The organism is Paenibacillus qinlingensis (assembly GCF_013204845.1).
Lineage (GTDB): Bacteria > Bacillota > Bacilli > Paenibacillales > NBRC-103111 > Paenibacillus_E > Paenibacillus_E qinlingensis.
On sequence record NZ_JABMKY010000003.1, the window covers coordinates 31,445 to 48,567 of the forward strand.

12 protein-coding genes are annotated in these 17,123 nt (G+C 44.4%); all 12 read left to right on the plus strand.

The window, feature by feature from the left end; all coding sequences use genetic code 11:
- Positions 1–23: 23 nt before the first annotated feature.
- The 12 genes from HQN88_RS07010 to HQN88_RS07065 all read left to right on the plus strand — a co-directional run bounded on the left by HQN88_RS07010 (position 24) and on the right by HQN88_RS07065 (position 17,062).
- A complete protein-coding gene (locus HQN88_RS07010; protein WP_173109543.1) occupies positions 24–908 on the plus strand; it encodes a carbohydrate ABC transporter permease in 885 nt (294 codons plus the stop codon).
- 142 nt (positions 909–1,050) lie between these two features.
- Positions 1,051–2,760, plus strand: a complete 1,710-nt coding sequence (locus tag HQN88_RS07015) for a type 2 periplasmic-binding domain-containing protein (protein WP_173109544.1) — start codon at positions 1,051–1,053, stop codon at positions 2,758–2,760.
- Between the two features lie 107 nt (positions 2,761–2,867).
- Positions 2,868–4,316: a response regulator transcription factor gene (locus HQN88_RS07020; protein WP_173109545.1), complete on the plus strand. Its 1,449-nt coding sequence runs from the start codon at positions 2,868–2,870 to the stop codon at positions 4,314–4,316.
- Positions 4,303–6,120: a sensor histidine kinase gene (locus HQN88_RS07025; RefSeq protein ID WP_173109546.1), complete on the plus strand. Its 1,818-nt coding sequence runs from the start codon at positions 4,303–4,305 to the stop codon at positions 6,118–6,120. The genes HQN88_RS07020 and HQN88_RS07025 overlap by 14 nt, the downstream gene beginning before the upstream one ends.
- A gap of 26 nt (positions 6,121–6,146) precedes the next feature.
- Positions 6,147–8,177: a hypothetical protein gene (locus HQN88_RS07030; RefSeq protein WP_173109547.1), complete on the plus strand. Its 2,031-nt coding sequence runs from the start codon at positions 6,147–6,149 to the stop codon at positions 8,175–8,177.
- Between the two features lie 158 nt (positions 8,178–8,335).
- Positions 8,336–9,196, plus strand: a complete 861-nt coding sequence (locus tag HQN88_RS07035) for a DUF421 domain-containing protein (protein ID WP_173109548.1) — start codon at positions 8,336–8,338, stop codon at positions 9,194–9,196.
- Between the two features lie 278 nt (positions 9,197–9,474).
- Positions 9,475–11,043 (plus strand): histidine ammonia-lyase, encoded by a 1,569-nt coding sequence (gene hutH, locus HQN88_RS07040; protein ID WP_420794141.1) that lies wholly within the window; start codon positions 9,475–9,477, stop codon positions 11,041–11,043.
- Positions 11,044–11,060: 17 nt separating this feature from the next.
- Complete coding sequence (gene hutU, locus HQN88_RS07045; RefSeq protein WP_246320104.1) at positions 11,061–12,737, plus strand: urocanate hydratase; 1,677 nt, start codon at positions 11,061–11,063, stop codon at positions 12,735–12,737.
- Between the two features lie 15 nt (positions 12,738–12,752).
- Positions 12,753–14,066 carry an imidazolonepropionase gene (gene hutI / locus HQN88_RS07050; protein WP_173109549.1) on the plus strand — a complete coding sequence of 438 codons (1,314 nt, stop codon included), beginning with the start codon at positions 12,753–12,755 and terminating at the stop codon, positions 14,064–14,066.
- Entirely contained in the window at positions 14,029–15,024 is a 996-nt protein-coding gene (hutG, locus tag HQN88_RS07055) for a formimidoylglutamase (protein ID WP_246320105.1), read from the plus strand. Before hutI ends, hutG begins: the two co-directional genes overlap by 38 nt.
- 206 nt (positions 15,025–15,230) lie before the next feature.
- On the plus strand, positions 15,231–16,205 hold the full coding sequence (locus HQN88_RS07060) for an ABC transporter permease (RefSeq protein WP_173109550.1): 975 nt from the start codon (positions 15,231–15,233) through the stop codon (positions 16,203–16,205).
- Complete coding sequence (locus HQN88_RS07065; RefSeq protein WP_173109551.1) at positions 16,199–17,062, plus strand: carbohydrate ABC transporter permease; 864 nt, start codon at positions 16,199–16,201, stop codon at positions 17,060–17,062. Before HQN88_RS07060 ends, HQN88_RS07065 begins: the two co-directional genes overlap by 7 nt.
- The last annotated feature ends 61 nt before the right edge of the window (positions 17,063–17,123 follow it).

Sequence of the window (17,123 nt, forward strand, 5' to 3'; positions counted from 1 at the left end):
GACATATGAAGGAGGGACAAGCTTTGAAAATATCGACGGGAGAAAAAGCCTTTTATAAAATTAATAACATTGTGCTTTTTATCATATCGCTGTCGTGTTTACTTCCGCTCATCTATATTATTGCTACTTCATTCAGCAGCGGTTCAGCTATTGAATCAGGCAAAGTATTTTTATGGCCGGTTGATTTTACACCAGCAGCTTACAAAGTTTTAATTGTATCCACAGATTTATTTAAATATTTTAAGAATAGTGTCGTTGTTACCGTAGTTGGGACTGCGCTTAGCATGATTTTCACAATTCTCTGTGCGTATCCCTTGTCCAAAAGGAAAATGTTTGCTAGAAGAAAAGTAACCTTTCTAATCGTCTTCACGATGCTGTTTAGCGGCGGTTTGATTCCAACCTACCTATTGGTGAAATCACTTGGATTAATGAACTCCTACTGGTCCATTTGGTTAACAACACTAATTAGCCCTTACAATATGTTGATTATGAAGTCTTTCTTTGAAAATATATCCGAAGAGTTGGAAGAAGCGGCTAGAATTGATGGTTGTTCCGAATGGCGAATTTTACTTCAGATGTATCTTCCGCTTTCCAAAGCTGTAATCGCTACATTAGCCCTCTTCTACGGAGTTGCGTACTGGAATAGTTTCTTGAAAGTACTGATGTATATCAGTGATTCGAGGGGATATACCCTACCGGTGCTCATACAGCAGATGGTTTTCCAATTAGAGCAAATAAAATTGGGGACGAGTCAAGATTTAGGTGCTGTTTCTGGTTCAGGTGAGGTCATTTCAGAATCAGTTAAGTCTGCTGGTGTAGTTGTGCTGATATTGCCGATGCTTGCCGTATATCCATTCTTACAAAAGTATTTTGTTAAAGGTGTTATGTTAGGATCTGTTAAAGGTTAAGTCAAGCGCTTTGTAGCTATGATTAGGGAATATTTGTTGATTGTAAAGGGTACGATAATTACTTCGTATTCTTCACATATATCGAAAGCGATTTCATTTTTTTCGATCATAATTTTCATAAAAAAAGGGAGGCAACACAAGTATGAAGAGAAAGTTTCAAAGTGTGGTTGCATTATCACTTGTAATGGCTGTATCTGTTGGTTTAACTGCATGTAGCACTACAAAAGAAGAACCTACAAAGAGTGGCAGTAACACTAGTAACACGGCAAGCGTAACCCCTAGTGGCCAAGTAAAAAAAGGTAAAGTATCGGTCATGGTTTATGATCGGGGACTTATTCCAGCTTCCGAAGGTACGTATGATAATAACCGTTGGACAAAGTGGATTCAAGAAAATGCGCCGTTCGAAGAAGTGAAATTCATCATTGTACCTAGAACAGAAGCTCCACAAAAAATGAACATGCTGTTTGCAGCTGGCGAAGGTCCGGACGTCGTAGCTAACTATGAAGATATGACGCCATTTATTTCCAAAGGGCAAGCTTTGGAAATCACAGATGAATTGCTTGCGAAAATGCCTAATTATAAAAAGACGTTAGATAAATATCCGGCACTACAAAAGCTTACGACAGTCAATGCAAAACGTTACACGATCGGAACCGTATCACCTGTTTCCCCTAATCATGCTGCCGTTATTCGTGCAGATTGGTTAGAAAAGTTAAATCTTCCTATGCCAAAAACACCTGAAGACTTGCTTGCTGTAGCAAAAGCATTTACAGAGAAAGATCCTGATGGGAATGGCAAAAATGATACCTATGGATTGACGTTAAATGCGGATTCCCAAAGAGTACTCTCTCACATGTTTGGCTTTGGTAATCCTGAGAAGTATGCAGTCGTTGATGGCAAGCTGACATTTGTATGGGATCGCATCCAAGATTGGTTGAAGTTTACGAAACAAATTGTTGATGCGAAGGTTGTTGATCCGGACTTCTTACTTGATAAAGGCGACAAAGCATTAACGGATTTCACGAATGGAAAAATCGGTATTTTCTTGACAGGGAAATTTAGTCAACTGAATTCACCAACATTTGCGAATTTCAAAAAGGCTAATCCGACTGCTAAACTGGATACATTTGATTTGCCTGCGACAAAGTATGGAACTTTTGAAGGCTATATCAATGGTGGACCATCCGCAGTTGGCTTTATTAATGCAGCAACCAAAGATCCTGATGCGGCTGCTAGATACATTAACTGGCTAAACGATCCGAAAGTTTCCGATTACTTAGTAAATGGACCTGAAGGCGTTTATAAAAAGAGAGATGCTGAAGGTACTGTAGTTGTAGTAGATCCGGCGAAGAATAAAATTGAATATGATTATGCAACAGATTACAGTATCATTCGAACTTTCGATTTTAACTTAGGTTCTGCAATTAGTCCTTTAGCCAATGAATATTACAATTCATATCTCAAATCAAGCGATCCTGTTCTACAAGAGTTTGGCGATTTGTACTTTAAGATGGCGCAAGTTGTTAATAAACCAGATGCCATTGATCCAAGAAAATGGCAACAAACATTGCCAGCACTTGCTTCTGATACGCTTTTGAAGAAAACGAATGGAACCAAAGCTGTAGACGATTTCCTCTTAAAAGCACTTGCACAACCTAATTTGACAGCTGAGAAAGCGATCGCAGATGCGAAAGAACTTTGGAAAAAAGCTGGCGGTGAAGATGTGGATGCGTTCTACAACGACTACTATCAAAAAAATAAAGATAAGATGTTATCTCCAGAAGATTTCAAACAACTAAAACTTGCTCCAGAATTGTTGCCTTCAGCGAAGAAAAATTCTAAAATTAAATAAAACTGGTTATGCTAGTATTAGTATAAGTCAAGAAAAAGGGAACTCTTTGTCCACGGATAAAGAGTTCCCTTTCCAGATATTAATGGCAGAAATGTGGTGAATCCTGTATGTATCGTGTAGTCATTGTTGATGATGAACCTTGGGCTTTGATCGGTATTCGTAAATTAATCGAGCGCAACGGGAATCGATTTAAAATTATTTGTGAAACGACCGAACCAGCCAAAGCTTTAGAAGTGATTAGTGAAGAACATCCTGATGTCGTCTTTACGGATATTCGAATGCCTGACATGACAGGGATTGAACTGATGCAAAGGACGAGAGCACAGGGGATAGACACTGATTTTATCGTGATTAGCGGGTTTGCAGAGTTCTCTTATGTGCAGCATGCACTTCAGGAAGGTGCGATGGATTATCAATTAAAGCCGCTGGATATGGAAAAGGCGGAGGACATGTTAGACAAGCTTTATAGAAAGTTAGAGAACAAACGCAGTACGAATGATTTAAGTTTATACATGACTTTGCTGGAAGAATTTAAGGATAATCATTCACTTTTGAATACGCGTTTGCGACATAAACCTTACAAGAAATATCAGATTGTCACGGTGTATTTTAATAATGCAGAATATGATGATGTCGTCTTATTGGAATTAGGAAGTCGTGCACAACTTACTACTTTAAAACTAGGTCCTAGAAAAACGGTGTTTATCATTAATAGTGATGAAGATCAGAGTGAGCTGATCTATCGTAGTCTTATTTCCAAAGAGCATGTCGTGGATAGGGCAGGGATTAGTTTATCCAGTGATGGAGCTGACCATGTATCCATGTTTTTAAAAACTTCGGATATCGCAAGTAATGATTGTTTCGTTGATCGTTCAAAGCGAGTTTCATTATACAAAAAGAGTAAAAAAAGTGTAGTTAAACAATTTGCTGAAGGCATAATTGAAGCACTTGAACGAGTTCAATATAAGAACATGAAGGAATTGTCTACCGTGATAACGGCCTTTTTTAGCGAACACCATTTAGGCATTGAAGATGCGGTATTTTTATGGAATGAATTTGTTATGCATACTTTAAAAGACAGTGATAGCAGTAGTCAATTACTTGATTTTGAGTATCTGGATTATAGCGAAATGAAAGAAAAGTTCATGAATTTAGAATCGCTAAGCGAATATGTATATGAATTGCTATCGGATCCTGAACGAGATCAACAAGGGGACGCTAATAATAAATTTAAGGAACTGCTGCATTATACGAATAAACACTTCCATGAAGAATTGTTTCTAAAGGACTTGTCCACGAAATTTTTCATTAATGTGAGCTATTGTTGTGAGTTGTTTAAAAAAGTTACAGGCATGACGTTTTCCCAATATATGACGGATCTACGGATGAAAAAGGCTTCTGAATTGCTTCAGAATAGTAACTTGTCTATTGCAGATGTATGTAAGAGTGTAGGATATAGTGATTATTTCTATTTTAATAAAGTATTTAAACGGAACTTAGGGTGTACACCTTCCAAATATCGTAAAACGAGTGGGGACTTGAATGCGCTTAATTAGTAATCTGAAGCTCAAGCACCAAATATCGTTGCTAATTCTGATTGCACTCATAATGATGATCTTGATACAGAGTATGTATAACGTTTTTTTCAATTCGCTTACTCGGGAACGTGCAGCTAAGTATGCGAGCAATATGATGGAACAGGTAGCGTTAAATGTAGATACGATTGCTAAAAGTGTGGAAAGAGATTCTATTACGGTTAGTTATAGTAAGTATGTGCAGGAATTGATGGTGTCGACGAATAGTATTCGGAGTGCAGAATTAAATGACTATGTCTCTGAAATTTTTACGCACACAAGGAATTCAAATCAGAATATTTATAGTATTGTTCTCTTAAATAATAATGACAGACAGATCTCAGATAATATGCATTACAACAATGATATATTGAAAGCTTTGGCGAAAATGTATGATTTTCAAAGCAAAGAGTTTACAAAGCCTGTGTTTTCATCGATTGTGAGAGACAGCAGTGATGCGTTTTATTACTATTCGTATATTTCACCTATCTTTTCTTCTTTTGACGCTACGGGGGATTATTCCAAAATCGGTAACTGTATTTTCCTACTGGATACGAGGGAATTAGAGAAATTAGTGAACACAACTGAATTAACGAAGAATTCACTCTTTCTGATCCTTGATTCCGACAATCGGGTGATCGTAAGCAATAAAGGGCTTAAAGCAGGTGAGTATTACGAGAATGTTTTTTGGCAAGAAGGTATAAGCAGCACAGCTAAAGATGAAATTGTGTATGAAGGTAAAAAATCCCTCGTTCAATATAAAAAAATGGAGAATGTAGACTGGAAAGTCATAAGTGTTCTTCCTATTGCAGAGCTTACCAGTGATATGAAGCCGATCGTTTCCTTAGGGATCTGGTTGAGCATTATTATGATCGTCTTATTGACGATTATAGGCAGTATTTTTATGTATAATACGACACGTCCTGTCATGTTAATCGTGAGATTCCTATCACATGTGGGTGAGAGGAATTTAAAGCATAGATTAAAAATACCGTCCACAAACGAAGTAGGTATTATTGCTACCCATATTAATCAGATGCTGGATAACGTAGAGACGATGACGCGAGATATTGTTGAGAACCAAACGTCTCTTTATGAAGCCGAGTTATCGAAAAAACAAGCGAAACTGTCAGCACTGCAAAGCCAAATTAATCCTCATTTTCTCTATAATACGTTGAACTGCTTGAGCAGTATTGGCTTGGCTTATGATGTAAGTGAGGTCGTCAGTATATCTTCCGCGATGTCGCGCATATTCAGATATAGCATTAAGGGCCAAGAAATCGTAAGTATCAAGGACGAAATGAGCTGTATTAAAGATTATCTGTTAATTATGGACATCAGGTACAAGGGTAAATTTGAGATCGTAATTGAGATGGAAGAGTCTTTCTTAGAAATGAAATCGTTGAAAATGATTCTTCAACCGATTGTGGAAAATGCGATGTACCATGGCCTGGAAATGAAATCAGGCGTTGGACGTCTGTTTATTCGCGGACATATATCCGAGCAAGGTTATATGCAAATTGATATCGAGGATAATGGCGTAGGTATGACGGATAAACAGTTATCTGAACTACGTAAAGGCATTCGGGATGACGAGAATGCAGAACTGTCTGGAACGGACAAACAAAGCATAGGCCTAGGCAATATTAATAAACGATTAAAACTACAATTTGGATCGCCATATGGCTTGGATGTCGATAGCGAAGAGGGTAAAGGAACCAAAGTTACCGTCAGGCTGCCTGTTATTGAACCTACGGGTAAAATTATCTTATTGCCTGATCGTTAGCTTTTAGAAGAAAGGAGATCCGCTAGATGGATTTACACCTAACGAAACATGGTGTTTGTCAGCTAAGTATTGAGATTTGCTATAACAGTGGCATCATGACGAACAATGCGGTGAGCTTGTTGATCGAAGAATGGCGAGACGAGTATCAAGTTAAGAACCTTTCATTGGGCACGGAATCCAGTGAAGGAAATCGAATTCGTATTCTCGAGCCGCAGGTATTAGAGGGGTATTGTGAACAGACGTTTGTCATTTTTACAGTAATGAAAGACGGCTATTATCATATCAATCTATCTGGTGCAACTGAACAAGCTATCCTCTATGGCATATGTGAAATTCTTGATCAAACATACGTTCTTAATGGTGAAGTGCGGCTTCCCCGATTAAATATGACCTCTTCACCTGATATTAAAAAAAGAGGCGTAGAGCGACATTGGGGTCCCTCGATGACATCGATGGCAAACCTGGAAGAGAACCTCAACCTAATTAAACTTTTGTCCAGGAAACGAGTTAATCATCTGATGTGGATCGATAGCTGGATTAGCATGAGCTGGTATCAATTCCTTGATTTTCGATATTTCCCTCGATTGAGAAGAGAGGATGCGGAGGGCAAGATCAAGCTTGCCAAGGAATGTCTGCGTACTATCATTAATGAAGCGAAAAATTGGGGTATGGATTTTTACCTATCCTGCACCGAGTTTAATATCCCTGAAGATCTGCTTAAAGTACACCCGGACATGTTTTATCGCAATCCCGATACGGGTCTATGTGTGCTGCGATTAGATAGCGAGGATACTTGGCTATTCTACAAATCCAAAATCAAAGAGGTTATGGTGGACTTCCCAGCCCTTTCTGGTATTGAACTGTGGACAGGAGAGGCCATGGAAATCTGGCAATGTTATCGTCCTGAGTCAGATACAAGATCAATTGGGAAGCTTTTCCTCGAGATGTATGAGAAAGGCCTTGAGGCCATGGATGAAGCAGGCAGAAGTGATGCGAGGATTATTTGTTCTAGCTTTACCCATCATCCTGATTGTGAGAAAGTGTATGAAGATATTCTAGGTAAATTACCTGAACGCTGTGATTCTCGAAGTAAAATGCAGGTTGAGGATTTCTATCGGTTTCATTCACCAGCGACACTCCCAGGCAGACTTTCTCCGGGCAGAGAATGGGTAGAGTTCGATCTCGGAGGCGAGTACAGGGGCGATTGGGCTGGCTGGATTACTTGTGCGCTGCAATTCATACCAGATCGGATGAGGCATTACTACGATAAGGGAATCAGCGGCTTCATGTGCAGGATACGGGGATATGCCCTAGGACCAAACACCACATTTATCGGGGATTATGACGTATTGAAAGGCGTACAGTCGATTAAATATGATGTGTATTTCAAAACCTGTTGGGATATGAATATCCAAATCGCCGACGTATGGCGAATGTGCAAGAGAAAGGGATTTCCTGATCCCATGCTGACATTCTTCCAATTGTCGGAGAAAGTCGCGGAACTAGCCCATTATGCCAATGAATCTGTCGTGAATAATTTCCATTCCTCCTTTATTGGCTCTATAGAAAGATATGAGTGGCAGTTGGCTTACATGGATCATCCTTATAATACAGCGGGTCAGGAACGCAAATGGATTTTAGAGCCTACGGAAGAAAATCTAACCATTATTCTTGCTGAGAAAGAACAGGCACTTATCCATAGTTTGAAAATGAGTGAAATCTTAGAACAATGTAAACGTGAGCTTGTTGAAGAGGACTATGCGACGTTAAGGACTTGTCTAGATTTTCAGATACAAGTAGTTAAGGTCTTCAAAGTGCACACGGAGATGTTCTTCAGGTATAGAATGTTAATGATGACGAAGATTGAAAATAGGCATGCGCTTTTGATGGAAAGCATGAAAAGGTGTGAGAAGGAAGTCACACTGCTTCAGGCTTATGATCAGGTACAGGCTAAACATGCTTATGCGTTGATTAGCGATATCAAATGGCGGCTAAGCAGTGATATGAATGGCCAGTATTATCATCTGCTAGGGTATCATGGGGTTTGTAAGGTATAACGGGGAGAGAATTGGGAGGAGTTGCTTCGGCAGCTCCTTTTTTTGGCTATTCATGTATTGTATCGATTGGAATAATTTCCTTTTATTTGCATAAATTACACGCAATCAACAAACAATTGAATACAATTGGAATTTGGAATATCAAGAGGAGGATTATCGTGTTAGATTGGGTTGAAATTGTATTACGTACATTTTTATCAATTGTGGTGCTTTTCCTGATGACGAAGCTGTTGGGTAAAAGGCAAGTGACCCAGCTTTCCTTCTTCGAGTACATAACCGGAATTTCCATTGGTAATCTCGCGGCGTATATATCGTTGGACACGGATACGAAATGGTATCTAGGATTGGTTGCTATTGGGGTATGGGTATTGTGTACATTAGGCATAGAATTTCTGCAGCTGAAAAGTAAAAAAAGCCGAGATTTCATTGATAGCAAAGGGACAATCCTCATTAGAGATGGTAAAGTCATGGAAGATAATTTAAAGAAAGAACGCCTAACCTCTGATGAACTAATGGAGCAACTGCGCAAAAGATCGGTATTTAAAGTGGCTGATGTGGAATTTGCCATAATGGAACCAAGTGGTGAAATTAATGTTCTCTTAACACGCGAGAATCAACCGCTGACGCCCAAACATTTAGGCATAAAGGTTGCGCCTGAGAAGGAGCCGCAGGCAGTGATCATGGATGGTGTAATCATGGATGAACCTTTGGCTACCCTAGGTTTTAGCCGGGCATGGTTGAATTCAGAGTTAGTTAAAATAGGTGTCACGGTCGAAAATGTATTTCTAGGTCAAGTGGATTCTTATGGCCAATTGTTTGTGGACTTGTATGATGATAAGATCACCGTACCTGTGCCACAGGAAAAAGCATCGCTATTTGCAACGTTAAAAAAATGCGAAGGCGATTTAATGTTGTATGGATTGTCCACCAATAATAAAAAGGCCAAAGGGATGTACGAGCAATGCTCGAAGCAAATGGAGGATATCCTTGCACAATTGGAACCGATACTTAAGCGTTGATGCATAGTTCGACAAGACACGCGGCAACAACCCCGGCAACAACTAGGCTTTCAGCCATCTTGACAGTTCGCGAACTCGCGTGTGAAAATTAGACTAGGTAAGATAAGGAAAACAAAATAATGATAAAGTGGTGATCGCGATGAAGGATCGGCTGGAGCTTGATACCGGACAATCGCATACAACCCTCTTTTTTGAAAAAAGGGACCGTATGGAAGCTAACAACTTCCGTACGGTCCCTTTCTTTTGGTAAAGCGAGAAAGGAAGGAGTCTGAGTTGACATGGCGATGGTATACAAACAGCAGGAAAATGACTTAGAAGCGACTCCGGTTGTAATAGACGGAGTGCAATTGATACCAGAGTTAGTAGCGTCGGTTGTTTATGATCATGTACCGGTCGAACTAGATAAACAGGCATTGTGGCGTGTAGTGGCGTGCCGCAAAATGGTGGAAGAACTGCTCGCAACAGGTCAAGTGGTTTACGGGGTCACGACGGGCTTCGGTAAATTCAGCGACGTGACGATTTCACCGCAAGACGCGGTCCAGCTGCAGGTTAACCTGATCCGCAGCCATGCCTGCGCAGTTGGCAGACCGCTGCCGGAACCGACGGTACGCGGTTTGATGCTGCTGCGAGCAAACGCGCTGGCCAAAGGACATTCCGGCATTCGTCCGGAAACGCTGCGGCTGTTGATCGACTGCATTAACCGTGGCGTACATCCCGTCGTGCCGGAACAAGGCTCGCTTGGTGCTAGCGGGGATTTGGCTCCACTGTCACATTTGGCACTGGTTCTGATGGGCGAGGGGGAGGCATTTTACCAAGGTGAACGACTGTCGGGTGAGAAAGCACTCGCAAAAGCAGGGCTCAAACCGATCAGCTTACAGGCAAAAGAGGGGCTAGCACTTATAAACGGCACACAGATCATGACATCCATTGGTACGCTGACGCTTATCAAATCACAACGACTTGCGAAAATCGCGGATGTGATCGCCTCATTGACGGTTGAATGTTTGCGCGGTATCCCGGATGCTTTTGCGGAAGAGGTGCATCAGGTACGCCCGTATCCCGAGCAAATCGGCGTTGCAAAGAACTTATGCACTTTGCTGAAAGGCAGCAAGTTGACCACACGCCAAGGCGAGCTTCGCGTACAGGATGCTTACTCGCTGCGCTGTCTGCCGCAAGTACATGGAGCGACACGCCAAGTTCTTGCCTATGTCCAGGATAAGATTGTGATAGAAATGAATTCAGCGACCGATAATCCGTTGTTATTCGTGGAAAAAGGACTCGTTATTTCCAGCGGTAATTTTCATGGGCAGCCGATCGCATTCGCTATGGATTTCCTGAAAATAGGTATGAGCGAGCTTGCCAATATTTCGGAACGCCGTACTGAGCGGCTAGTCAATCCAGCGCTGTCTGGGGGACTTCCTGCTTTTTTGAGCCATCAACCAGGGGTGAGTTCCGGCATGATGATCGCGCAATATGTAAGTGCATCTATCGTTTCGGAAAATAAAGTGCTCGCCCACCCATCAAGCGTGGACTCGATTCCCTCTTCAGCGAACCAAGAAGATCATGTGTCGATGGGAACAACAGCAGCACGCCATGCCGCGCAGGTCATCGACAACGTGTCCAAGGTGCTGGCAATCGAATTGATTTGTGCAGCGGAAGCAGCTGAATTCGTGGGAGCTGAGGGGCTTGCACCAGCGACTCGTGTTCTGTACGACAAGCTGCGGGTGCTCGTTCCCCCCGTTGTGGAGGACAGATCAACTTCCCGTGATATTGAAAACGTGGCGACGGCTTTGCTGGATGGCGAGTGGCTGCAAGCGGTTGAGGCTGCGAGTGGCAAGTTATTTTAACATGAGAGGAGATTGCTATGATGAATTCCAATCCTCAAACAAGAGTAATTCGCGCCCCTCGCGGCACAGAGCTATCCTGCAAAGGCTGGGTACAGGAAGCTGCTATGCGCATGCTGATGAACAATCTTGACCCGGAAGTCGCAGAACGTCCGGAAGATCTTGTCGTGTACGGCGGTATTGGCAAAGCGGCTCGCAATTGGCCTTCTTTCGATGCAATCGTTCGCGAATTGCAGCGTCTGGAAAGCGATGAAACGCTGCTGATCCAATCCGGTAAACCGGTTGGCGTTTTCAAAACCCATGAACGTGCGCCGCGTGTACTGCTGTCCAACTCAGTTCTCGTGCCTAAATGGGCGAATTGGGAGCATTTTCGTGAGTTGGAGCAAAAGGGTCTGATGATGTACGGACAAATGACCGCGGGCAGCTGGATTTACATCGGAACGCAGGGAATTCTACAAGGTACGTATGAAACCTTTGCCGAAGCGGCTCGCCAACATACAGGGGGTTCGCTCAAAGGTACGTTGACGTTGACCGCCGGTCTTGGCGGGATGGGTGGTGCCCAGCCGTTAGCTGTCACCATGAATGAAGGGGTCGTCATTGCAGTTGAAGTTGACCGAACACGGATTGAGCGCCGAATCCAAACCCGGTACTGTGATGTGCTAGCGGAAACGCTGGATGAAGCATTGCTGCTGGCAAGTAAAGCCATGGAAGAGAACAAGGCGCTAGCCATTGGTCTGCTGGGTAACGCAGCAGAGATATTTCCCGAATTCGTGCGTCGCGGCATCAAGCCGCATTTCGTCACGGACCAAACATCGGCTCATGATCCGCTGATCGGCTATATCCCGGTTGGCTTTACGATGGTCGAAGCAGCGCTGCTTCGCGAGACGGATCCTGTGCAATACGTGAAGTTTTCAAAAAGCAGCATAGCTATCCATGTGCAAGCCATGCTCGATCTGCAGCAAATGGGGGCCGTCGTATTTGATTACGGCAACAATATTCGTCAAGTCGCCTTCGACCAAGGGGTGGCAAATGCTTTCGATTTCCCTGGCTTCGTTCCAGCCTATATTAGGCCGCTATTTTGCGAAGGCAAAGGACCTTTCCGCTGGGTCGCACTATCCGGCGATCCAGCAGACATTCGCAAAACAGACGAACTTGTGGTGAAATTGTTCCCAGACAATGAACGCCTGCACCGTTGGATTACGATGGCAAGTGAGCGTGTCGCGTTCCAAGGTCTCCCGGCGCGAATTTGCTGGCTCGGCTATGGAGAGCGCGAAAAATTCGGTCTGGCATTGAACGAAATGGTAAGGAATGGGGAGTTGAAGGCACCGATTGTGATCGGCCGCGATCATTTAGATTGTGGCTCCGTAGCATCGCCTAACCGTGAAACGGAAGCGATGAAAGACGGTTCCGATGCCGTTGGCGACTGGGCCATTCTGAATGCACTGATCAACACATCAGCAGGCGCATCTTGGGTTTCTATCCATCATGGCGGTGGCGTAGGAATGGGCTACTCGCTGCACGCAGGGATGGTTGTGGTTGCGGATGGCACGGATTCAGCAGATGAGCGTCTCCGAAGTGTGCTTACCTCTGACCCCGGTATGGGGGTAATCCGCCATGTGGATGCGGGCTACGACGAGGCCATTGAAACGGCGGAGAAGCACGGTATTCGCATACCGATACGTGAACAGGGACATTGAAGGAGGAGTGAGGAGATGGAACGGATTGATTTGCTTGTTACTGGGATTGGACGTTTGGTTACTCCACCTGGGAATGTTCCTCGCTGCGGGCAACAAATGAGGGAAGTTCATGAGATTATGGATGCAATGGTAGCTATTCGCGCTGGGAAGATCGTCGCGTTTGGCACAGCTCAAGATGTCATTAGCCTCCTAGCAAACGTAGAAATTGTAGAGACCATTGACGTTGGCGGACGCCTGGTCACACCTGGGCTGATCGATCCGCACACCCATCTCGTTCATGGCGGTTCGCGTGAGCATGAGCTGGTGATGAAGCGGTCAGGCGTTTCGTACTTGGACATTTTGGCGCAGGGTGGAGGCATACTTAATACGGTGCAAAGTACACGCGCAGCCAGTGAGCAGGAACTCTATGATAAGGCGCGTGGGAGTTTAAACGGAATGCTGTTGAACGGTGTGACGACGGTTGAGGCGAAAAGCGGCTACGGTCTTTCACTAGAAGCTGAGTTGAAGCAATTACGTGTGGCGAAACGTTTAAACGAAACCCATCCGCTCGATATTGTCTCAACGTTTATGGGGGCACATGCGGTGCCCCTGGCGTATAAAGGGCGTGCCGAGGCATACGTAGATCTCATCGTTAATGAGCTGATTCCCAAGGTGGCCGAAGAGGGGCTTGCGGAATTTTGCGACGTGTTTTGTGAGCAGGGGGTATTTTCTATCGAACAATCACGTCGGATTCTGTTGAAAGGCATGGCGTGTGGTTTGATTTCGAAAATCCATGCGGATGAGATCGAACCTCTTGGCGGAGCGGAATTGGCGGGCGAAATCGGTGCGATATCCGCTGAACATTTGCTCGCTGCAACGGATAAAGGCTTGGCTGCAATGGCGGAACACGGCGTGATTCCGGTGCTCTTGCCAGGCACTTCGTTCAACCTCGGATTGGCCAAACATGCGCGTGCACGCGCTATGATCGACACGTATGCACTGCCGGTGGCACTCGCAACAGACTATAATCCGGGCTCCTGTCCGACCGAGTCAATCCAGCTCATCATGATGCTGGCGTCGCTGAATTTGAAGATGACGCCGGAGGAGATTCTGACTGCTTGTACGATCAACGCGGCGAATGCGCTGGGACGAGGAGGCGAAATCGGTTCGATCGCGGTGGGGAAGCGTGCGGATTTAGCGATATTTGACGCTCCGAATCTCGCGTATCTGCCGTACCATTTCGGGATTAACCACACATTTGCAGTTATTAAAAATGGGAATGTGATCGTATGGAACCGTGCCCTTGTGACAGATGAAGCATGCAAGAAGGAGGGGCACGATGAGCCATGAGATTCCCTTTCTAAAACCACCTGATCAAGCTGTATTCAGAGATCATCTGGAAACTAAGGTTGCCCATTGGATTCGCCAATGGGACGGTCAAGAGCTATTGCTTGCAGGGATCATCGGCATCCCGCTGTCGAAGTCGTCGATCTCGCACTCAGGCGCTTCGACGACGCCGGCAGCTGTGCGTGCCGCGTTCAAGTCGTTTACTACCTACTCGATGGAATATGGTGTTGATCTGCAAGACTTAGCTGTTCGCGACCTCGGCGATATCCACATGCATGTGACGGATATCGCGGAATGTCACCGCCGCATCGAGGCAAGCTTGCGTTCGCTTTACAAGGTTCAACGGGATTTGATTCCAATCATTTTCGGTGGCGATCATTCGACGAGCTGCCCGTCGATCAAAGCCTTCGTGGACCGCCATCCTGGCCAAAAGGTGGGTATTCTTCATTTTGATGCCCATCATGATGTTCGTAATTTTGAGGACGGTGGCGTGACCAACGGTACGCCGTTCCGCGGCATCCTCGAATCAGGTGTGGTAGAGGGACATCACATCGTACAAATTGGTATCCGGGGTTTTATGAATGCCAAGCCGTATCATGACTACGTGAAGAGCAAAGGCGTACATGTGTATACATCACGTGATATACGTAGGATGGGCATCGATGCTGTTCTCGACCAAGCGCTTCATCTTGTGGGGGCAGGCACGGATGTGCTGTATGTAAGTTTCGATGTGGATGTGATCGACCAAGCCTATGCACCGGGATGTCCGGCAATCGGTACAGGCGGGATGAATCCGTGGGATGCGCTGGATGCCCTCTACCGACTAGGATCGCTGCCGCAGGTGCAGGGACTGGACTTTGTCTGCATCGATCCGACCGTTGATGTGCGCAATGTGACCTCGCGTCTAGCGGTACAGTTTATGCTCAGCTTCTTAGCAGGGGTCGCTGCCCGTCCGAAATGAAATTAATACGCCGCTAGTTCCCTATTGATGGAGCTGGCGGCGTTTGTTTTTGAAGAAGGAGCACAAAGGCTGAATAAGCTTGAGATGCCGCCTGCAAGAATTCGAACATTATCGCGGGATTACTGTATATTTTCCGAAGAAAGCGCTTGCTATACTGAGATCAACCCGTTACGAAGCGATGAATTAAACGAAAAAGAGGTGGTCTCATGGATAAGCAGATAACGGTTCAGCAGCGGGTGCCTGAGGTCGGAAGCAGGGCAAGGGGATCGAAGCTAAAGCTTAAAATCACACAGGTTTGGAGTTTTCGCGCATTTTATCTGATGCTCTTGCCAGGCGTGATCTTTTACATTGTGTTCAAATACATACCCATGTACGGAATCATCATAGCATTCAAAGATTTTCAAATGCTAGACGGCATCGTCGGGAGTCACTGGGCGGATCCCTGGTATAAACATTTTCAACAGTTTTTTGACTCCCCTTATTTTGGACAGCTGATGGTCAACACCCTATTGATCAGCGTATATAAGCTGGTTTTCGGGATTGCTCCACCCATTATCATGGCCCTGCTGCTCAATGAATGCAGGCTGCGCTGGTTCAAAACGATCGTACAAACAATGACCTATATGCCGCATTTCTTATCGTGGGTTATTATCTATGGCATACTGAACACCCTTTTGTCACAAACCTCCGGTATCGTTAACCGTTGGCTCGTCGAAGGAGGCGGCCAATCAATTGGATTCATGACTTCGATCGATCATTTTAGAACAATTCTGGTCGCTTCGGAAGTATGGAAAGATCTTGGTTGGGGGGCTATCATTTATCTGGCAGCGATGGCCGCGATCGATCCAACCTTATATGAGGCAGTCCGCGTGGACGGTGGCAGTCGGCTTCGCATGATGTGGCATATTACACTGCCTGGCATTCGAAATGTTATCGTGCTTTTGCTGATACTGAAGCTAGGGCATATCATGGATGCCGGATTCGATCAAATTTATATCCTTTATAACATTCAAGTCTATCAAGTAGCTGATATTTTGGATACTTGGGTATTCCGTACAGGTCTTCAACAGCTCAACTTCAGTTTGGCTGCGGCTGTCGGCTTGTTTAAATCAATCATTGGCTTAGTACTTGTGCTTGGATCCAATCAATTATCGAAGAAGTGGGGGGAGAGCGCATGGTAAGAAGTTGGGAAGATCGCATCGTCAACATAATCGTTATTTTCATTCTCGGCCTTACATCCTTAGCAGCGATTCTTCCACTGATGTATGTGCTATCCGTTTCCATTACGCCATTTTCCGAAGTACTTAAGCATGGAGGTTTTATCTTACTTCCGAAAGCAATCACATTCCATGCGTATTATGAGCTATTTACCACAACGAACATCCCACGTGCTTTTTGGATCACGATCTTCATTACCGTTGTCGGAACCGTAGTAAATCTAGTGTTGACATCGCTGATGGCTTATCCGCTTAGCCGTCGCAATCTCCCAGGTAGAGGGTTTTTCCTCCTGATGATTGTGTTCACGATGCTATTCAGTGGAGGCTTAATCCCGACTTATTTAATTGTGAAAAATTTGGGATTGCTCAATTCCGTCTGGTCGATGATTTTACCGAATGCCGTATGGAGTTTTAATGTGCTTATTATGAAAAGTTTTTTTGAGAACATTCCTGAAGAGTTATTTGAATCCGCCCGAATGGACGGTGCCAAGGAATTTCGAATTCTATGGCAAATTGTATTGCCACTTGCGGTGCCGTCCATGCTCACAGTCGGGCTGTTCTATATGGTTGGACATTGGAATGAGTTCTTCCAAGCGATTATGTACGTGACGGACCGTAACTTATATCCCTTACAAGTCGTGATTCGCGAAGTTCTTATGATGACACAGCTGCCGCTATTGGAAAATGCTGAGAACGTACTGCCTACCGAAACGATGCAAATGGCAGCTGTCATTACCGCGAGTTTGCCAATCATTCTCGTGTATCCGTTTATTCAAAAACATTTCACAAAAGGAATGCTGCTAGGCGCTGTCAAAGGTTGATCCCGCATGGCCAAAGGAAATTCAGAGGTGTTGATGAGGGCTAAAACCTTTGGTCGCGGTA